The sequence below is a fragment of the Flavobacterium psychrophilum genome, from assembly GCA_001708385.1.
GTDB classification, from domain to species: Bacteria; Bacteroidota; Bacteroidia; order Flavobacteriales; family Flavobacteriaceae; genus Flavobacterium; species Flavobacterium psychrophilum_A.
In genome coordinates, this window is sequence record CP012388.1 from 1921720 (window position 1) to 1943929 (window position 22210).

The 22210-nt window shown below is 40.6% G+C and carries 13 protein-coding genes and 1 pseudogene; 10 read left to right on the forward strand and 4 right to left on the reverse strand.

Annotated elements, in window-relative coordinates:
* Positions 1–6: 6 nt before the first annotated feature.
* The gene (locus ALW18_08470; protein AOE52536.1) at positions 7–756 is read left to right on the forward strand and encodes a DeoR faimly transcriptional regulator; all 750 of its coding nucleotides are present in this window, start codon (positions 7–9) and stop codon (positions 754–756) included.
* Here ALW18_08470 and ALW18_08475 read toward each other — a convergent pair whose 3' ends face one another.
* On the reverse strand, positions 757–1629 hold the full coding sequence (locus ALW18_08475) for an AraC family transcriptional regulator (protein AOE52537.1): 873 nt from the start codon (positions 1627–1629) through the stop codon (positions 757–759).
* A gap of 186 nt (positions 1630–1815) precedes the next feature.
* Between ALW18_08475 and ALW18_08480 the strand changes: the two are divergent.
* A pseudogene (locus tag ALW18_08480) lies at positions 1816–2175 on the forward strand (hypothetical protein).
* Positions 2176–2470: 295 nt separating this feature from the next.
* On the opposite strand, the gene ALW18_08485 reads toward ALW18_08480, so the two are convergent.
* The 3 genes from ALW18_08485 to ALW18_08495 all read right to left on the reverse strand — a co-directional run bounded on the left by ALW18_08485 (position 2471) and on the right by ALW18_08495 (position 5787).
* Complete coding sequence (locus ALW18_08485) at positions 2471–3454, reverse strand: oxidoreductase (GenBank protein ID AOE52538.1); 984 nt, start codon at positions 3452–3454, stop codon at positions 2471–2473.
* 154 nt (positions 3455–3608) lie between these two features.
* Positions 3609–5306: a hypothetical protein gene (locus tag ALW18_08490; GenBank protein ID AOE52539.1), complete on the reverse strand. Its 1698-nt coding sequence runs from the start codon at positions 5304–5306 to the stop codon at positions 3609–3611.
* Between the two features lie 4 nt (positions 5307–5310).
* On the reverse strand, positions 5311–5787 hold the full coding sequence (locus ALW18_08495) for a thiol:disulfide interchange protein (GenBank protein AOE52540.1): 477 nt from the start codon (positions 5785–5787) through the stop codon (positions 5311–5313).
* 318 nt (positions 5788–6105) lie between these two features.
* On the opposite strand from ALW18_08495, the gene ALW18_08500 reads away from it, so the two are divergent.
* From ALW18_08500 to ALW18_08535, 8 genes are all read left to right on the forward strand, one after another.
* Positions 6106–7623: a hypothetical protein gene (locus ALW18_08500; protein AOE52541.1), complete on the forward strand. Its 1518-nt coding sequence runs from the start codon at positions 6106–6108 to the stop codon at positions 7621–7623.
* 107 nt (positions 7624–7730) lie between these two features.
* Positions 7731–8486 carry a hypothetical protein gene (locus tag ALW18_08505; protein AOE52542.1) on the forward strand — a complete coding sequence of 252 codons (756 nt, stop codon included), beginning with the start codon at positions 7731–7733 and terminating at the stop codon, positions 8484–8486.
* A gap of 57 nt (positions 8487–8543) precedes the next feature.
* Positions 8544–9596 carry a hypothetical protein gene (locus tag ALW18_08510; protein AOE52543.1) on the forward strand — a complete coding sequence of 351 codons (1053 nt, stop codon included), beginning with the start codon at positions 8544–8546 and terminating at the stop codon, positions 9594–9596.
* 182 nt (positions 9597–9778) lie between these two features.
* Entirely contained in the window at positions 9779–11368 is a 1590-nt protein-coding gene (locus tag ALW18_08515; protein ID AOE52544.1) for a hypothetical protein, read from the forward strand.
* A 303-nt stretch (positions 11369–11671) separates the two neighbouring features.
* Positions 11672–15160, forward strand: coding sequence for a hypothetical protein (locus ALW18_08520; protein ID AOE52545.1), 3489 nt, complete (start codon positions 11672–11674; stop codon positions 15158–15160).
* A 188-nt stretch (positions 15161–15348) separates the two neighbouring features.
* Positions 15349–20253: a hypothetical protein gene (locus ALW18_08525; protein ID AOE52546.1), complete on the forward strand. Its 4905-nt coding sequence runs from the start codon at positions 15349–15351 to the stop codon at positions 20251–20253.
* A 23-nt stretch (positions 20254–20276) separates the two neighbouring features.
* Positions 20277–21362 carry a hypothetical protein gene (locus tag ALW18_08530; protein ID AOE52547.1) on the forward strand — a complete coding sequence of 362 codons (1086 nt, stop codon included), beginning with the start codon at positions 20277–20279 and terminating at the stop codon, positions 21360–21362.
* 401 nt (positions 21363–21763) lie between these two features.
* The gene (locus ALW18_08535; protein ID AOE52548.1) at positions 21764–22210 is read left to right on the forward strand and encodes a hypothetical protein; all 447 of its coding nucleotides are present in this window, start codon (positions 21764–21766) and stop codon (positions 22208–22210) included.

Sequence of the window (22210 nt, forward strand, 5' to 3'; positions counted from 1 at the left end):
GTTAACATGGTAAAAGAAGAACGACTACAGGTAATAATAGATACACTGGAGAAAGATAATAAGGTAAGGCTGGATCAGTTAAGCAGCCTGCTTAATGTATCGGAAGATACCGTGCGCCGTGATATTAAAGAGCTCGATACACAAGGCCTGCTAAAAGCGGTGCGTGGCGGAGCGATAGCACACTCCCCCATTCCGCAGCATTACAGGGACAGGGAAAAATATAATCAACCGCATAAAATAACGGTAGCCCATAAAGCGATTCAATTTTTAAAAGACGGACAGGTAGTATTTTTTGACGGAGGAACATCGGTAGTAGCACTCGCAGCTGTATTGCCAAAAGAACTTAAGATTACGGTAGTGACGAATAGCTTCCCTGTAGTGAACGTTTTGGAAGACCACCCTAATGCCGAAGTTATTTTTGCAGGCGGAAGATTGCACAAAACTGCATTCACCACTATGGGACAGGAAACGATAGATACCTTTAAGAATGTACGTGCCGATATTTGTATTCTGGGAATTTGCAGCCTTCACCACACTATGGGCATAACATCTATGATCTATGAAGATGCGCAGATAAATAAAATCATGATAGACCGTGCCGAGAAAACCATCGCTTTATCTACTCTCGAAAAAACCAATACGGTAGAATCTTTTTACGTTTGTCCGGTTACCGATGCCGACGTGATTATCACCGAAGCAGATCCCGATCACGCATCGTTAAAAGCATATAAAAATTTAGGGATAGAAGTTGTATAATTATTGTACTACTGCTTTAAGCTCATTACGGTAGGCCGAAGCATTCTTACCCGTGAACTCCCTGAACGATTTATTGAAATGGCTGAAGTTATTAAACCCACTTTCATAAGATACATCAGCAATACTAATTTGCTTTTCGGCAAGTAGCTTGCAGGCATGCACAATACGGTATTCGTTTACAAACTTTGTAAAAGTCTTATTAGTCACTTTTTTAAAGTAACGGCAAAACGATGGCACCGTCATACTTGCCATATTCGCCATATCTTCCAGTACTATGGGTTCCCTGAAATTATCTTTTACGTAATTAAACACCATATTAATACGGTCGTTATCCTGTAATTGTGTTTCCAGGGCAAAACCTTCTGCGTTTAATATCTTATAATCGTTTGCTTTTTCGAGTTGTTTTAGTACAGTGATAACGGTTAACAATCGTTCCAAAGGAGTCTGCTCTGACATAGCTTCCAGCTTTTCACCTAAAAGAGCTTTTGTTTCTTCACCAAAGGCAATACCCCCTTTTGCCCTTTCAAACAATTGCAGGATACTCTTAGTTTCTGGGAGTGCCAGAAACACTTCTCCCAGAAAGTCGGGCTTCATTTGAATTACCGTTTCGTTTTTATTACCTGTATGGTCATCGGTAAATCCGCAATGAGGTAAATTACTACCTATAAGTATAAGGTCGCCATCTGTATAATAGGATATATGACTCCCAATCTGACGCTTGCCTGTACCACCATTCACAAAGACAAGTTCAACTTCGGGGTGGTAATGCCACACGTGAGCCTTAATGTTAGCATTCTGTACATATTTAGAATAGGCAAAAGAACTCCCAAAAGAAGGTTCGATAACTTCGTAGGTTGCATTTAGATTTTTCATTTTTTAATGATGATTTCTATTACCAAAGTTATGCAAAAATAGCCAATATTTACATTAAAATAACCTATATCGTTTTCGAAAGGTTAATATAGCATACATATTAGAAAATATAGGAGTATATACTATTAGAGGTTATATATAATTTAGCACCATAGAAATTTGTTAACCTGCAAAAAATAGAATAGTATGAAAAATGTAGCGAAATTAGGTTTAGCCCTTGTAGTGTTTTTAACTGCGTTTGGTGCAAGAGCAAATGATGCAGATTTTACTGTAAGTGTAAAGAGCGGTCTTGGAAAAATGATCAATTTTTCGATTAATAATACAAAAGCACACGTATCTATCTCAAAAAGAGATGGTGAAGTACTTTTTGAAGAAAACATTAAATCTAAAGATGGTAAAATAAGTAGAACTTATGACCTGAATGCATTTCCTGCAGGAAGCTACTTCCTTGAAGCAGAAAACGGCGCCAAAGTTTCGCGTTACGAAATTACTATTGATGCTAAAACAGCGGTAGTTTCTCAAAAAGCAATTGCTCAGGTATTAAAACCGGTACTTACTTCTAAAGGTGGATTTGTTACTGTAAACATTAAAGATGTTGCTAACACGCCGGTAGAAATTAAATTATATGACGAAAATAACGTTGAACTATACAACGAGACCTTTACAGGTGAAGCTAATCTTGCAAAACGTTTTGACATTAACAAAACTAAGGCTGAGAAATTCACATTTGTAATGAAGTACAATAACAAAATGTTTGTTGAGACTGTTGCCGCAAGGTAACAGCAAAAGGTTAGGTTTGTTCTACAAAAAAGGCTTCTGTTGGGGAAGCCTTTTTTTTGTTCTATAGTATCCCGGAAATACTGTCCAGTATCCAGTTGGTATGTGCTCCGCTGCGCCCTAATGACGGATGCTGACCCTTGCCTGCCAGGTGTTGCTGCATATTCTTAACGTGGTACAGTTGTATATTTTCAGGATGTTCAATACTCAGTTCCTCCCTGTTATCTGCAGTTGTAAGTACAAGCGGTACATCTTCGAAAACGGCGAATTCAATTTTACCCTTACTGCCAATAATTTCTACCCTGTCGGCTCTTTCAAAACTTCCAAAATTCCAGCTTCCGGTACCCGTTACACCCGATTCGTGCTGCCACGATGCCGAAAGGGCATCTTTAGCAGAATACAATCCCTGCTGGTTAAGCGAAGTTCCCGATACTTCTTTTACATTCCCAAAAAGGAAAGTAAAGAAGTCCAGCCCATGGCTGGCAAGGTCTTCAAAGTAGCCCCCCGCAGCAATTTTAGCATCAGTACGCCAATTGTATTCTCCCGAGATATCTACCGGCGAAGGTATTTTACTAAGATACCAATTTATGTGTCGTACGTCGCCAATCCTGCCTTCATCAATCCATGATTTTATCTTTAGAAAGCGTGGTAAAGAACGTCGGTAATACGCCACGAACAACGGCAAGCCCTTCGCCTCAAAAGCAGCACAAATGTCAAGGCATTCCTGATAGGATGGCGCCATAGGTTTTTCTATACAGCAAGGCTTACCTGCTTCGGCTACTTTTAGTGCATATAGCTTATGGCTATCAGGTGGCGTAGCAATATATACAGCATCGATTTCAGGATCGTTTATTAACGCATCAGCATCTGCGTAGTATTTAGGTACGTTATGTCTTTCTGCATAATCTTTAGCTTTTTCGGCATCGCGGCGCATAACGGCATGTAACGCAAAACCTTCGGTTTTTTGGTAGGCAGGTCCGCTTTTGCGTTCGGTAACATCGCCACAGCCTATAATGCCCCAGCGTATAAATTCAGATTGGTTTTCCATTGGTCGGTTTGTTATCAGATGCTAAAAATAAAGAAGTTTTTTCGCAGAAGCAACTTATAGTCAAAAAGACTATATAAGTTTGTTTCTTTTTTTTAAATAAGCAAACCCCAACGATATGATCATTGGGGTTTGCAGGATAGTTTATGTAGTATATTTAGAATGCTGTACTAATAGCTAGCGTAAAACCGGTACTCTCGGGCACAAAACGGCATACACCGCCCACACATACAAGCCCGCCACGCTGTCTTCCGTAGTTGGCAGCGATACGCGTAGCACCTACACGGTAAGCACCACCTACATTGTAGTAATGCGTTTGCTGGCTGCTATCGTCGTTACCGTAATTATAAATATCCCATACATAGAACGAATATTTATCGTTCAGGTTAAGCTCGATTGTACCTCCAGCCCAGTTTTTCTTATCGGCATCAGCCCACATGTGCTCTGCCTCTATTCTAATCGATTTATTTTCGGTAAAGTTATAAGTAGCCTCTCCGGTAACTATGTTGGTTTTAACGATCTCACCACCTTCAAGCCATTTTTTATTATAATACTGGTTGATGTAGTAAAACCCGGTAAGCCAGCTGTCAGAGAGCCTCTTTTTAATTTCGATGTTATAATCCGAGAAGTATTTTTCGCCAACACCAAAAAAGTCTGTACTGTAATCTGCCGGAACCGATCTGTATGACCCCGGAAGGTTATACCAGCTGGACATATTAACCGCTACTTTGGTTCCGTACTTACCTCCAACTGCAGTTCCTTTTGCGAAATCATAAAAAACATCGATCTGACCGCCTGTTTCCCCTGCCTTCATAATTGTAGGATCTACATAGTCTACCTTACTCTGCGCCTGGAAAACATAAATGTTTGCAAGGTTAGAGTGATGCTGTTTAGTTAACGCCGGTGTAAAATTTAGTACCTTATCGTTAAAATTAAGGCTGGTAGTTAATAAATCGCCTGTAGAAGTTGGCACCCTTTCTGAAAGGTATTTCATGTTTTCCATTCTTCTAAGGGTTGCATCTATACCCAGTCCTGACTTAGAATATCCAAAGTTAAGCAATACTGCATTTCCGGACTTCACGAAGATATTGGTCAGATTATTTTGCGTACCTAATACTCCGTCCTTGTCTTTATAGCTGTATTCTGCAGAAGCATAAAATGCATCATGAATAAAATTCAGCCTTCCGGAAAAAGCATTTGTAAGGGCATCAAAAGTAGGATCGGGCAATTTTATTTTTTCATAACGACCTACGTAGCTTGCACCAAAAGAAAGATCGCTAACTTCAAACTTAAATAAGTTGCTTAGGTTAAAATCAGAGTCAAATCCATAAATATCGCCGGCTGCAACACCAAAACCACTTCGCTGCCTGCCGTAAAGTGCTGTAAGCCTTACATTATCGCTGGGGCGAAATATAATGCGCCCACCCCTTAATGCAGTATTTATGCCCAGTGCCCTGTCTTCCCATGCACGAAGCAGCATACCACTACCAAATTGTTCGTAAAAATATCCGGCAGTAAATTCAAACTTACCTGTTTTATAAGCAGCGTAGTAGGTTCCGAGGTCTGTTCCTTTAAAACCGGGGTTATAATTTAATAATGCATTTGGCTCATACGATTCTACCTGCACTCCTGCAGAAAATCCTTTTAGCTGATAGTTAACAAGCAAGTAGTTGTTAGAACGCACCGGATCTTCGGGATGCTGAAGGTTACGCCCTTTATCATTTAAATACCATTGGGCATTAGATTCGAAACCACCGTAAATTTTGCCGTAATCTTTCTTTTCAATAGTATCATTTTCCTGAGCATATACCGAACCGGCTGCAAATGACAACAGCAACAAAAGTAATTTTTTCATCAATCTATAGCGACTTCAGTTTGTTATAAAGCTCTTTTTCGGCACCCTGGCTGTAACCATTGTGTATGTAAACTATTTTTTTGTTCTTAACTACTACTGTATAAGGTACGTTAGCAACAGAAAGCGCTCTTTTAAGATCCTGGTTAGTATCAAGCAATACTGTGTATGGCCATTTTTTACCATTAAGTAAAGGCTTTACTCTTTTCTGAGTACGTGAATCGTCAATAGAAACAGCCACAACCTCCATATTAAGCTCTTTTGTCCATTTTGAATAGTTATCGTTAATGGCATCAAGTTCATTAATGCATGGAACACACCATGTAGCCCAAAATGAAAAAACATAAAGTTTGTCTTTTTCGGCGAAATCACTTTTTACATTAAACGATTTGTTGTCTACCGACTTAATCGATACAGATGGCATCTCTTTTTGGGCATACAATGAAGCTGAAAGAAATAAAAACAGCACTACTAATTTTTTCATGTTTGGAAATTTTATTGACTAACTTTTGAGTTGCGTGGGCAATATTAAAAAAATTTTAACAGCAATTAAGAATGTATCCGTTAAAAAATAAAAAATACAGCATAAAAAGTCAAAAAACATCAAATTTTCGCACTAAAAGTCTATCGGAATAGTAGAATTATCAGGCATTTTATCGAAAAACAACACATTTGGTAACGATTTTTGAAAAAAAATTTCATAGTGTCATTTTTTTACATAATTTCGGAAAAATTTAAACACTTAATCTTAACCTATTTATAGTTTAAAGATTTTAACCGAATAACATTATACCTACTAACTATGAAGAAAAAATTACTTATGGGCATGATGCTTCTTGGAAGCATTTATGTAAATGCACAAATTGACAATGTTGCGGCTCCAAACTTTACGGGAACAGATGTACTTACCGGAGAAGAAGTATCACTTCAGGCTTACCTGGACCAGGGAAAAACTGTAGTTGCTTACATGTCTGCTGCATGGTGTGGGCCATGTTGGTCTTTTCACAACACTCATTATCTAACGGACATTTATAATGCGTTTGGAAAAAATGGTAGTGATGAAGTAGTAATTGTATATATTGAGGCCGACTGGAGAACTCCGGTAGACCACATTAAAGGAATACCTACTCCTGTAACCGGATTACCTGCCGGTGTTCCTGCACCTCCTATGCCTCTTGGCGACTGGACTGAAGATACCCCTTATCTAATTATAAACAATGATCAGGTAGCTGAACAATATGATATTCCAGGATTTCCAACAATGTTTGCAATATGCCCAAGCGGTGTACCAGGACAACCCGGAATAGCCAAAGAAATAGAGAGAGGAACACCTGCGCAACTTACAGAATCTATGACTACCGCTTGTGGCGCTATAGAAGGACTTGACCATTGGGCAAAAGTAACAACTCAGGATCTTAGATATTGTGATGCTGAAGCACCTGTATCTGCATACGTGGAAAGCTACGGACATGCACTTTCAAGTGTGCAGGCTCAACTTACAAAAGATGGTGAAGTTGTAGCTACACAAACTTTTAGCGACCTTAACGCGAAAGGTTTCCAAACAGTTAAAATAACATTTGACGATGTACAGGGAGAAGCTAACGCTGATTATAAAGTTACTCTTTTAAATATAAATGATGGTGCACCGGTTACAACATTCCCTGAGTTTAATACCTCAGAAGAATTTAATATATCGCCTTTAGCATCAGTAGAGTCATATAATAATGTGAAAATCACCCTTAACACAGACGAATATCCTGAAGAAATTGCACTTTATATCATCTATTATGATGGCGATGTAGCCAAAGTTGCATACCAGACTCCTAGTTATCCGGCAATAGCAGCAAACAGGGAGAAAACATTTACTTATTACACAACGCTTAATGCAAACGAATGTTATGGTGTTGTACTACAAGATGCTTACGGCGACGGATGGAATTATAACCAATCAGGTCCGGAAGTGCCTCATGGCGTTAAAATAGAATCTAATGGTGTTACTCTATTTTCTCACGACGGTTCTTCTTTTGGACAGCAACTATGGCAGGATGCTACCTTCAAAACAAACGGATTACTTGATAACGAGAAATTTGAAGCTTCAACATTTGCTGTGTATCCAAACCCTTCAACTGGAGTATTCAACTTTACAACAGAGGAAACTATTGACGTAGTAGTTTTAGATATTACAGGCAAAACAGTTCATACTGCAAAAGGAATTGAAAACGGTGGCTCTATTAATCTTAGTGCATTACAGTCAGGTATGTACATTGCTAAAATTAAAGGAGAATCTGGCGAAAGAGTTGAAAAACTTATCATCAAATAATTTCAAGCCGGTTTAAATCCGCAATAAAATTTAGCTATCAGTAAACGGGTTACCGGTTACTGATAGCCTTTTTAATAAAACACATTACACTATTAAATTTAAAAAAAATGAAAAAGATTATTCTTGCAACTGCTTTATTCTTAACTGCTTTAACACAAGCTCAGGTGGTTGAAGTATACAATGGAGAACAAAAACTTGAAAATAACGAGACATATAAATACAGTGTTCTTAATGGAAATGGTACCGGAAGCGAACTTGCAAAACTTCATTTAAGGGTATTTAATGTATCTTCAAATGCTATAAACATCAAGTTGAAGATGATAGACATTAAAAACAACGATGGAGGCAATAATGTTCAGTTTTGTTTCGGGGAATTATGTTATAATGATGCTCCTATAGGACAGGTTGCGCCTCCGGGAAGTACAGGAATAGCGCTATCTCCAGGGGGAGCAAGTGGTCTTCAAGATTACTTCTTTAATAACCACGCAGGTGATATACCGGGACAAGCGGTTGAATATAAACTGGGAATTATTCAGATAGACGGCACGGGCGCACAGGTAGGAGAACCGCTTATTACATTTACATATGTGTATGATGCTACAGCTGGCCTGAGTGATTTTGCACTTTTACAAAAAATGGGAATAAGCCTAAATAGCACTGTAATTAAAAACACACTTGACATTAACGCTACACAAAACGGAACTGTAGAACTAATTAACATTAACGGACAGTCTGTAAAAAAAACAGCTATCGTTAGCGGTTCTCAGTCGGTAGATGTATCTGGTACTGCATCGGGAATTTACTTTGCAAAATTCACAAATGCAGAAAACAAAACAGCTCAAATTAAGATCGTTAAGAACTAATACTCCGCAGTTAGTATTCCGCACAAAAGGATACAACAGCAATGATTAAGAATTACAATGAAAAAGATTTTTATCCTGATAGCTGCAACTCTTTTAGTTGCTCTGGGTTGCTCTTCTGACTATGAAATACTGAAATCTCAGGAAAACATAAGTCTGACGGCAGATAGCTCGGTAAAAAAAATGGGGTCTACAATAACCTTTAAGGTAACAGACAGCAACGGTAACGACGTTACTGAAGACGCAGCCATATATGTAGACGACGTACTTGTAGAAGATAAGTCTTTTACATCTGAAAAGGCCGGAAGTTATATTGTTAAGGCTGTGTATTTTTCTATTGAATCGGTTCCGTCATTGATCTATTTTCATGATGGTACAGAAATAAACTTTAGGAAAAATGTCCTGATAGAAGATTATACAGGTGTCTGGTGCGGATGGTGTCCAAGGGTGGCTTATGGTATTGAAAAAGTACATAGCCAAACCGAAAACACGGTTGCAGTTGCTTTACATGGACCCGGTAAAAATCCGTCTGATACCGGTTATGACCCGTATACTTATGATTCTTCAGAGCTTGAAAAAACACTTAGCGCACAAGGCTACCCTAAAGGTTTTCTAAACAGGACCATACAATGGGAATTTCCTGAACCGGACAAGATAGACCAGATTATCGCCCTTACACAGGGTGTTAATCCTAAGTTGGGACTTTCTATGGAATCTAAAGTAAATAACGGAAATATTAACCTTGATGTAAATGTAACGTTTGGTAAAAACTTTGCCAACAACATTAAACTGGTAGTGTATGTACTTGAAAATGGACTTATTCATGATCAGCATAATTACACTTCGTACTATGAAGGCAAGAAACTTCTGGTAGACTTTGAGCACAACCATGTATTACGAGCCTGCCTTACGCCGATATTAGGTGAAGATATCGCAGCCGATCAGACTGTATTTTCAAATACGTACACAAAATCGTTTAATGTACCTGTACCACAATCTGTAGAAAACGCTTCAAAAATTGAATTTGTTGCTTTTGTAATAGATGAAACCGGTACGGTAATTAACGTAAGAAAAGCGTCTCAGGGAGAAACTCAGGATATGCAGCTTTTATAAAATTCTTTCCTTTAAAATATTCAGAACCATCCGCTACAACGGATGGTTTTTTTATAGAAAAGCCTAATAGCCCAGCCTGCCGAAATGCCAAATACTTAACAAAAAAGAGTCTTATTCTTATAAAGGGGTTTACTATATTTGCCTACTTACTATTATTCGCGGCATAAAACTATTAGATCCTCATGATTAAAGTTAACCATCTAAAAAAGCTATTCTTTATTATTGCTTTTTTTACTTCCTGCCTTTTTGCTGCTGCTTCTGAGCACATTAATACGGAAGAGGAGTGTCAACGGTTAATGGATAAAGGTGAAAAAGAAAATCTAGCCGGAAATTATGTAAAAGCGCTCGAGTATTATACACAGGCAGAAGTAATTGCCCAAAACAAGCAACTAAACGACAAACTTTTTTATATAGAACTAAATATAGGGGTTATGTATGTTAACCTCTCTAATTATGAAGAAGCACTCGGATACTATTTCCTGGCACTGAACATTGCGAAAGACGATCGTAAAAAAGCATCTATAGCTATTAACAACATTGGTAATGTTTACGGCTACAAGAAAGATTATAAGAATGCAATAAAATATTACAAGAAGGCTTATTCTGAAGATAAGAGTAAACAATCCGGGCAAAGCAGGTTATTTTTAGCTATCAATATGGCCGACAATTATAATAAACTTGGCGATTTTAAAGAGGCCAGGCAATACCTTGTTGATGTAAAAGATATGCATATGCCTACCGCCTTCTACAGGTTTTGGAAGCTAAATTATGCTGAGACCTTTTTACTGGAAGGCAATATAGCCGAAGCTAAAAACATACTCGAAAAACTTCTTATAGAAATAGGCCCGGAAAAGGACAACGACGCCTACCCTTATGTTATTGAACTTCTTACACGCATTTATGCAAAGCAAAATGATATAGACCGAGCTATTGCTTTTGCAAAACAGGGTGTAAAATATACACCAAAGCTTCAGGGAAGGATGGATTTATACAACCAGCTTTCGCAATTATACATTCAGAAAAAAGATTTTGGCGCTGCTTTTCAATATAAAGATTCGGTAATCGCCACAAAAGATTCGGCTGCAGGCCTTAAGGACAAAGGCTTTTTCGAAATAAATAAGATAAAATCGAAAGTTCAGGAATACCAGAATGAATTAAAGATCAATAGAGAGAAACAGGTTGCCGAGCGTAACATCTTTATCATACTCATTATTTTTGGACTGTTGTTATTCTTCTTTATTTACAGATCTCAAAAAGGAAGAATCATTAAGCAGAAACAGGAAAAAATTATTGCCGAAAATCAGCAAAAGATTTACACCCTGGAACTGGAAAATCTTAATAATAGCATTGCAGAAAAGAACAGAAAACTAAGCGCGAAGGCACTTTACCTTTCCGGTCGTAACGAACTTATACAGGAAGTTATCAATTCGCTGTCTGAAATTCCGGATATAACCAAGAGCAAAGATGTCTCTAAAGGAATGGCTGCACTTAAAAATTACATTAAAACCGATAGCGAATGGGATGATTTTATTGCCTATTTCGAAATGGTTAATCCAGCTTTTTTAAGTACCCTTAAAGAAAAACACCCAAACCTTACTGCAAAAGATATTCGCTTTATCTGTTATGTGTACATGAACCTGGATGCGAAAGAACTTTCTATGGTTTTTAACATTACACCAGATGCGTGCAGAAGGAGAGAAAAAAGATTATTACAAAAAATGAACCTAAGTTCGGATGAATCACTTTTTGATTATCTGTTAGCTATTTCTTAATTCAGATTCCTCTTGAAATCTATTTAAATCTTAAAATTCATATTTAAATAGTATCTACTCATGTTATTACAGAACAAACAGTATAATAATTTTATTATCAACCCATTAGGAATAATAAAATTACACTTGTCTTATTATTACCAAACGTTTGTCTTGTTTTTTCCGCGGCTTTTTTAACGAAGGGTTAATTATATATTAATATTTGTTGAACAAACAAAAGGTATTTGGCCTTCTTGGCGGCAAACTCAAAACTAACTACATTTTATGAAAAAACTTTTACTAATCAAATTATGCGGATTGTGCATGCTGTTAGGCGGGCAAGTTCTGCATGCCCAGTTTCAGAGCGGACTATGGACAGGTAAAGAAGCATACCGCTGGTATATGGGCAGACCAAAAGCGTTCGATTTTGCTACAACACCGCCGGCAGTTTCTGTAGATGGTGTATCGTATGGAGACAAAGGAGGAGGGACAGTATCAGATGCTAACGGTCAACTTCTGTTTTATACGGACGGGCAGCAGATTTGGAATAAAAACCATGTTACTATGGTTAATGGTACAGGTATAACAAATGGTGGTGCACAAGCTACACAAAGTGGCCTTATTGTGAAAGACCCCGGTAACCCAAATTTATATTATGTGTTTACTGTAGCCAAAAGCAACAGTAATGGCGGTATATTTTACTCTATAGTAGACATTACCCTTGATAACGGACTTGGTGCCGTAGTTAGCGGACAAAAGAAAAAAACATTACAACCCAAAGGAGTAGCCGAAAAGCTATCTGCTGTATACCACGCCGATGAAAAACAGGTATGGGTTGTTGGCCATAAGGCAAACAACGCCATTCCGGCAGAAAATGATGAGTTTGTAGCTTTTCTTGTTACAGAAACAGGTATTACAACTACACCTGTTGTAAGTAAACTGGGTCAGGCTTTCCATCAGTTTAAAGACGGGCAAATGAAAATTTCGCCCGACGGATCTAAAATAGCATTGGTTCACAGCCAGGGTAGCGTTGGTCCGAATGTATTTGAAGTTTTCAATTTTAATAATACAACAGGTGCTATAACAGGCCCGATACTTTCTATTGCTGACAGGTTTTCTTCTTTTTCGAGTGTTTGGGGTCTGGAATTTTCGCCAAATAGCAAACTAATTTATGTAACAGAAATAGAATCCCGCTCAAGGTTATACCAGTATGACCTTACAGCAGGCAGCGATCAGGAAATTAGAGATACCGAAGTTATTCTGGGAGAAGTAGAATTCCTGGAAACTTTTTACGGTTTGCAGGCAGGGCCTGATGGCAAAATTTATATGGCGCACAATAACAGGGATTATCATAGCGTAATCCAGTATCCTAATAATGCAGGTGTAGCAGCAGGGTTTTCATATCAGAATTCAAGTCCGGTATCAGCTACATCAACACAGGCTTTTCCTAACTTTATACAAACGTATTTTGAATCGGGTATTTTATTCGAAAATACTTGTATAGGCGATGCTACTACCTTTTCGCTTATCCGTATTCCCGGTGTAACTGCCATAACATGGGATTTTGGAGACACGGCAAGTACCGACAATACATCTACAAATTTATTGCCTACACACGTATATAGCGCTGTTGGAACTTACACAGTAACAGCTACCATTACCAGTAATGGCGGTACACAAACAGCCACAAACCAGGTTGTAATCACAGAACTGCCTACCGCTACAGCGCCTGCCGATGTTAACGGTTGCGACCCGCAAAGCACAGGCACTTACAATTTTGATCTTTCTGCACAAAATGCGGTAATTCTTGGAACACAGGACGAAGCAGACTTTACAGTAACATACCACAACACCCAAGCTGATGCTGATGCAGGCGATGCAGCAATTACAGGAGATCTTACAGCTTACCCGTCTCAGGGAGAAACTATCTATGCAAGGGTAACAAACAATGCAACAGGATGTCACGCAGTAACAAATTTTGATCTTATTATTGTTGCCCCTATAGTGCCCACTGCTCCACTGGAAGCTATAGGTTGTTCACCTATAAACCTTACTCAGGTTAGCAACGACTTAGGAGTACCCGCAACAGATGTAACACTAAAATACTATCCTACCCTGGCAGATGCAGAACAGGATACCAATGAAATAACAGCTCCGGAAGCTTATACGCTTGTGGGACAAACTGCTGGAATTTATATTTCCGTAACACAAACAGCTACAGGATGTATTACCTATTTACCGATAACGGTAAACCTTAACCCGGGTGTTACACCTCCCGCTCCACTTGAAGTAGTTGGATGTTCACCTATCAACCTTACATCTGTAACAACGCAGCTAGGCGTACCCGCTACAGATGTTACAGTAACGTATTATGCTAATGAAGCTGATGCTATGGCAGGAACAGACGCTATCGACGGGACAGCTTATACTTTGACAGGACAAACAGCGACGGTTTATATTCGTATTGTACAAACGTCAACAAATTGTATCAGTACTGCTCCCGTAACAGTAAACCTAAACCCTGGCGTTACACCTCCTGCCCCGCTTGAAGTAGTTGGGTGTTCACCTATCAATCTTACAGGCGTAACAACTCAGCTAGGCGTACCTGCCACAGATGTTACAGTAACGTACTATACTAATGAAACTGATGCTATAGCAGGAACCGACGCTATCGACGGAACAGTTTATACTTTAACAGGCCAGACAGCTACGGTCTATATTCGTATTGTACAGACGTCAACAAACTGTATAAGCACTGCTCCGGTAACAGTAAACCTGAACCCCGGCATTACACCTCCTGCCCCGCTTGAAGTAGTTGGATGTTCTCCTATAAACCTTACATCAGTAACAAATCAACTTGGAGTACCTGCAACAGATGTCATTGTAACCTACTACGACAATGAAGCTGATGCTATTACGGGAACCGGTGGTATGGATGGTACTGATTATACTCTAACAGGCACTACAGCTACAGTTTACATTCGCATTGTACAAACTGCTACAAACTGTATCAGTACAGCTGCGGTAACGGTAAATCTTAATCCTGGTATTACACCTCCGGCAGCCTTAGCGGTAGAAGGATGTGAAACTGTGAATCTTACCAATGTTGTTTCTCAACTTGGTGTTCCTGCAAATACAGTAGAAGTAACCTACTATAACAGCCAGGATGATGCTTTAGCACAAACAAATGCAATAGCTGATGCAGCTGACTTTGGTATTGCCAATGACGGACAGCTGCTATACGTACGCGTACGCGGAATAAATACAAACTGTATTAACGTATTCGAAGTTACCATCAATAAATCGGCAGGCGTTGAACTTCCTTCAGATCTAGCCATTGCAGGATGTTCGCCTTTCAACCTTAATGATGCTATTGAAGCGGAATCGGGTATTACCTATACATTCTACACCTCCGAAGCTGATGCTGCTACAGCAAATAATACAATTTCTAATCCTGAAGAGTACAGCCCAGATACGGCCAACGGTATTACATATGTACGTGCAGAAAATGCTTCGGGATGCTTTGCTTTAGCAGGTATTACTCTGACAAGAGATTGTGATATCCAAAAAGGTATATCGCCGAATGGTGATACTAAAAATGACAACTTTGACCTTACACACCTTGAAGTAGCTAAGCTTATTATCCTTAACCGATATGGTAAAGAAGTATACAGCCTGGCAAACTATACCAACCAGTGGGAAGGGCAACAGAGTAACGGAAAAGAATTACCTACCGGCACCTATTTCTATATGATAGAGCGCAAAAATGGTGAAAGCAAAACAGGATGGATTTACATTAACAGGGAGAATTAATACTGTTATAATAAGACATATAAAACAATACACCCAATAGTATTGCTTTAGACTGCCGTATAAAGCGGGCAGGTATAACAAAGAAATGGTTCCTTTTTTACAGTGAGAAATTGCAGTAGGTTTTAGGAAGCAGCCTGGATTGATTTATCAGTCCAGGTTTATGCGTTATATAATTGATAAAAAAAGCTATGAAATCAGTTACAAAAAATGTTGAACGATTCCGCATTTACCTTTGCTTTTTAGCGGTACTATGCTCTTGTGGAGCATTCGCCCAAAAAGAAGCAGCCAATTGGTATTTTGGAATAAATGCAGGATTAAGCTTTAATACTTCACCGCCAACACCTCTTTTAGATGGTCAATTGGTTACAAAAGAAGGCTGTGCTACGATCTCTACAGGAGATGGGGCACTACAATTTTATTCTGATGGCACTACCGTTTATAACCGTAATCACGGGGTAATGATGAATGGCACAGATTTACTAGGCCATAATTCAAGTACGCAATCGGCCATGATTGTGCCTGCCCCAGGAAATATAAATAAATATTATATTTTCACTGTACCTGCAGAGGCAGGAAACGCCGGATTTAACTATTCCGTAGTAGATATGACACTTGATGGCGGACTTGGCGGTGTTACATCAGAGAAAAATATTCGCCTGGATAATCCTAATCTGGTTGCCGAAAAAGTTACGGCTGTTAGGCATGCCGATGGTGAAAGCATATGGGTTATAAGCCACAGGATGGACAGTAATAGATTTATCGCATTTTTAGTTTCTCCTTCGGGGCTTAACCCAACACCTGTAATTAGTGCTACAGGATCGTTTGTAGGTATTGGAGGATCTTCTGCAATAGGCTATTTAAAAGCATCTCCGGATGGAAAAAAACTGGCCTCTGCCAAACAAAATGTAGTTACAGACTTTGAATTGTTTGATTTTAATAATGCAACGGGCGTGGTTTCAAACCCGATGAAACTAAGCAGCACAGATGCAGGTTATGGGGTTGAATTTTCTCCCGATAGTAAGCGGGTTTATTTTACCACATTTTCAAATGATATATTTCAGTATGATATTACACCAGGAACATTAGAAGCCATTAAAGCAACAAGAACTGTTATTGCCGCAGGTGGTCAGTATGTTTCTCTACAAGTGGCACTTGACGGGAAAATTTACGTTACAAAAAACGGCTCCGGCAGAACCAGCCTTGCCGTTATAAATTCACCTAATAACTTAGGTGCAGCATGTAATTTTCAGGATATTGGTGTAACTCTGGGAGGCAGGAACAGTGATTTAGGACTGCCTCCATTTATACAATCTTTCTTTAAACAAGATATTGAAGTTGAAAATTTATGTGTCCAGACCCCAACCAATCTTTCAGTTACCATAAATGCTAATATAGTTAGTGCCCAATGGAATTTTGGCGACGGAACAACTTCTGCCGATATTAATGCAACACATACATATGCCTTGCCGGGAACCTATACTGTTGAAGTCGACTTTTTTATTGATGCCAATAGTACTGTTATACATCTTAGTAAAGATATAACGATATTACCCGTACCCGTTGCTAACCAGCCAGCAGAAATGGTTGCATGCACAACAGGCGGCCCAACAACTTTTGACCTTACACAGCAAACCACCTCTATTTTAAACGGGCAGAGCGCTATAGATTTTGCCGTGACTTATTATGCTTCACAGGAAGATTTAGATAATGATACTGCAGTTACTTCTATTACACATTCGCTCGATTCGCAAACTATAATTGCTAAAGTTACCAATACATTTACAGGATGTTTTTCTTTTACAGAGTTTGAGACGATACGAAATGCTTCGCCTGTTATTGATGGCAAAGAAAATTTAAAAGCTTGTGGTATCGGCAGCACTGCCCTATTTGATTTAACTGCAAACACCCCTCTTATACTTGGCAATCAGGATCCTGCTGTTTTTGATGTAAAATATTACACTACGTCAGCTCTTGCCGATGCCGGTACAACAGGCACAGAAATAACAACACCGGAAACTTACACTTCCGGCGATACTACGATCTATGCCCGCATTTTTAATAGTACAGCAACCGATTGTTACCAAACAACTTCTATTACCCTTACTACTACGCAAAACCAAATAATAAACCCTGCAGGCAACCCGTTTTACTATACAGTATGCGCTACCCAGGGTAGCAACACTGCACCTGTAACTATTGCTGGTATTGCAAGTAATTTGACAAATCAGGCATTGCAGCCGCTAGCATTATTTGATCCTGCAGTGACTCAGGACACTGATTTAGCCAATTACACTATTACCTACCATTTATTACAGGCTGATGCCGTTACGGGAGATAATGCTATTGCCGATGGATATAGCGCAACTAACGGGCAGATTATATACATTAGGGTGAGTTACAATCTTGCTCAATCTTGTGTAGCAGTTGGTCAGGTACGATTTAATGTAGTATCTCCTCAGGCCAACACACCAACCCCATTAGTTGAATGCAGTGATTCTCTCACAGGAGCTACCTTTAACCTGTTGTTAAAAAATGATGAAATATCGCTTAATCCTGCTTATACTATAAGTTATTACGATAATCAGGCTGATGCATTAAGTGGTACAACAGCACCTGTAAGCAGTACCGCATTTGAAGGAATTGACAATCAGATTGTATATACAAGAGTTGAAGATACCCTCACAGGATGTGCTACAGTGGTTGAGCTTCTTTTACGGGTCATCCCGGCACCTATAGCCACCACCCCTGCACCCATTGCAGAGTGTGACGATAACAACGACGGCTTTGCAAGGTTTAACCTTGTACCTACAATGCAGGCTATTGAGGCTGCTATTGCCGATGTAACGGTAAGTGCCTTTGAGACCCAGAGCGATGCCGACCTAAATGTAAATGCGATACCGTCGCCCCAGGCCTATGACAATATCGTAGTAGGTACCCAGACCCTGTACCTAAGGGTACAGTCGGACCTTACGGACTGCTATGATACTCTAACCCTTGTGCTGATCGTAAACCCAAGGCCTGATGCACACAGCCCTGCGCAGCCTTATGCGCTGTGTGATGACGGTACCAGCGATAGTGATGGCATAGCCCATTTTAACCTGAACAGCCAGAGTGCTGAGATACTTGCAGGCTTAGACCCTGCGCAGTACACGGTAGACTATTACACCGACGCTGCAGCTACACCTGCCAGCCTTATCGGTACACCGGGCAACTACCCATCGGCAACAGCTATAGTATATGCCAAAGTAACCAATACAGCCACAGGCTGTTTCTATATCGTACCGGTACGCCTTGTGGTGAATGCACTTCCGGTGCTTATCACCAATGAGTACAGCTACTCGCTGTGTGATACCACACTGCCGGCCAACAAAGAGACCTTTGACCTTACTACTACCATCGATAATTTCATCACCGATGAAAACCTAAACGGAGTAAAGGTAAGCTTCCATACCACCCTTGCCGATGCGCAAGGGAACACCAATGCCCTTACCGACCAACAGACACAGGCGTATGAGAACACCTCACAGGTACAGAGCCTTTATGTGCGCTTTACGGTAACCACTACAGGCTGTTTTAGGCTTGGCTACCTTGATATCAGGGTAGAGCCCCAGCCGGTATTAACCCTTCCCTCACAGGATGATCTAACGGTATGTGATACCGATGGCAACGGTATCGGTGAGTTTAACCTTGAAGCCTTAAAAGAGGTCCTTGCCAATGGCGATGCGAGCCTTGTGATTACCTTCCACCTAACGGCGGAGGAAGCACTATCGGGGGCCAACCCGATCGGCAACACGACCGACTACAGGAATGACCACCCGGGCACACAAACCCTTTGGGTAAGGGCAGTGAGTGGTACCACAGGCTGCTTTAACACCACGCCATTCCCGGTTACCCTTATAGTAACCCCTGCACCGCAGGCACCAAAGCTACAGGATATCACCCTTTGTGATGATACCGACAACAATGGGCAGGACGGGGCGCTAAGGACAGACCTTACAGTATATGAAACACAGATAAAAGAAGCAGTAGCCCCTGTGGAAGTAACAATCACCTATTACCTTTCCAAGGCTGATGCTGATGCGGGTAGTAACGGTATTGCCAGCCCTGCAAGGCACATTGCCAGGGATGGGCAGGTGATCTGGGTAAGGGTAGAGAATACCGCAGGCTGCTATAGCCTTACGAGCTTTACCATCCATATCAACAAGCCACACCAGTTGGTAACCCCAACACCCCTTGCCGTATGTAACGAGGCACTGCCAAATGACGGTATTGCAGAATTTGACCTTACACAAAAAGACGATGAGATACTGGGCCCTGATGGGGTAGGCATGGACTACGTTGTAGACTACTTTACCACCGACCCAAAAACAGACAGCACCGCCGTGGCAATCGCTGACCCTAAGGCGTATGTAAATACAGACAGCAATGGAGCAGCCCAAAACCCAAGAACGATCTGGGTAAGGGTAACCACCACCCAAGGGTGTGTTAGCTATACCACCCTAACCATAAGGGTGCTTCCGCTACCTGTACCCAACTTTAACCCAGCCCCACTTGAGGTATGCGACCAGGATACTACAGAGGTAGGCAGTGAGCCCTTTGACCTGACCCTTGCACAGGATGATATCCGCAACAACGGTACTAACTACCTGTTCAGCTATTATACCACAGAAGAGGATGCCCAGGCAGGCACCAATGCGATACCTGACCCAACCAGCCACAACAGTGCCAGTGGCAGTGTATGGGTAAGGGTTGAGGCCAATACCAATAACCCATCTGATTTGAGGTGCTTCCAGATAGTGGAGCTTGAACTAATAGTGAACCCACTGCCACCGATAGCCGACCTTGCCGACTATGGTATCTGTAACGACACCCCTGCATCCCCGACAGCCTTTAACCTGAAGGAGTATGTAGAGACAGCCCTTGGCGGTAATACAGGTACCATTTACACTATAGGCTACTTTAGCGATGCAGCCCTTACCACACGTGCCACGCCAATAACAGGGTATGTCGTAACAGGCAGTGCAACGGTATACATAGAAGTAGTTAACAACGACACAGGGTGCAGGATCGTAAAAGAGCTTAGCTTATCGTAGAGCAGCAGGCAGTAGCCAACCCTGTGGCAGACCCTGCGGCGGTATGTGATACCGACGACCAGAATGACGGCAGGGCCTCAGGATGGGATTTAACCCTACTTGCACCTGAAGTACTTGGCGCTCAGGACCCGGCTGTGTTCCTTGTAAGCTATTACGATATTGACCCGTCTACAGTACCTGCACCGCAACCGATACAAGACCCTGAAAACTATACCAACCAGACTCCGGAGAGCCAGGTGATCTGGATCGTAGTAACCAACAGCGATACGGTACAGGACACTCCATGCAGTGCCACCACTACGGTAACCCTAAGGGTAGAGCGCAGGGCAGAGCCTGTTATCACCACAGCAGATGGCAGCGATACAGTATGTATCGAATGGGGGGCAAGCGAAGGCGAGCTGGAACTTAACAGTGGTGTAGTACCAAACGGGCACACCTATCTTTGGTACAAAGACGGGGTACTGCTAACCGATAGTGATGACTCAGGAAGCTACATCGCCAAAACAGGCGGCGTATACACCGTAGTAGTAACGGGCCCTGCGCCACTGGAATGTGTGTCGGATGAATCGGCAGGCTTTACGGTAATCGAATCAGGGCAGGCATCAGCAATAGGCCAGGGGTACTATGTAACCAACTACTTTAGCGATAACCAGACCATAACGGTAACCATAGAAGGAAACGGGGAGTACACCTACCAGCTGGATAACGGCCCAAGGCAGGAATCTCCTGTATTCACCAATGTATCCCCGGGCTACCACAGTGTAACGGTATGGGATGAGAAAACAGATTTTCCATGCCAGGAGCTGGTCTTAAATGGAGTAAGCATTGTAGACTACCCTAACTTCTTTACCCCTAACGGTGATGGTTTCCATGACACGTGGAACATCATAGGCTTAAGCGGTACAGGATCGGTGATCTATATCTTTGACCGCTACGGCAAGCTTATCAAACAGATAAGCCCGGACCTTGAGAGCAGCGGATGGGACGGAACACTAAACGGTACCCCGGTACCGGCAACGGACTACTGGTTCACGGTGACCTACCCTGAGTTTGATGGCACCACAACGGCAACCAAAGAATTTAAATCGCATTTCTCACTGAAGAGATAAACAAAGAGAAAACCACAATAACTAAGAACCCCGGGCAGCTTTCGCTGCCCGGGGTTTGTTTTTTATAATTTTAAAGAAAACGCTAACGTTTATGCCTAGCCCTGATAGAGGCGGCATCCTACCCGGCAAAGCCAAAGGGCAGATACAGTCGATAGCAGGAAATAGCCTAAATAAATGCGCTTAGATTGGGTTTATGAATACTATTATTCACGACACCACAAAAAACATTTCACCTAATTGATTATTTCCGACAATTAACAAGTTATTAAACTATGTACTAAAATAGTTTCATTATTAAAATTTACTACAGTACTCAACCTTATATTATTATGATAATATAAAGAGGTAAATTCTTTCATTATTTTTTATTATGTTTGCACGAAAATAAAAAAAATCTTACAATGAAATATTTACACTTCTTTGTGTTTCTGTTAATTTCAACAGTATCGTATTCGCAACACACATTATCCTTTAGCTATGATAACGCTGGTAATCAAACAAAGAGAGAATTGATTTGTATTAGTTGTAGAACCTCTAATTCTGAATCTAATTCAACATCTTCTGTTGAAAACACAAGGGAATTAACCAAAAGTTCAGAATACGCAGACATTATGTATTATCCCAATCCGGTACTGGAAGAACTTTATATTAAATGGCAAAATGAGAATTCTCATGTTACCGAAATAATGGTGTATACAAATACAGGTCAGATAATTTTCAGTTATAAAGATTTATTGGATACAGATAATACTAAAATTTCTTTCCAGAATCTTTCCGAAGGAATGTATAATGTAGTTATGATATATAGTAACGGTGATCAAAAAAATTTACAAGTCATTAAAAAATAA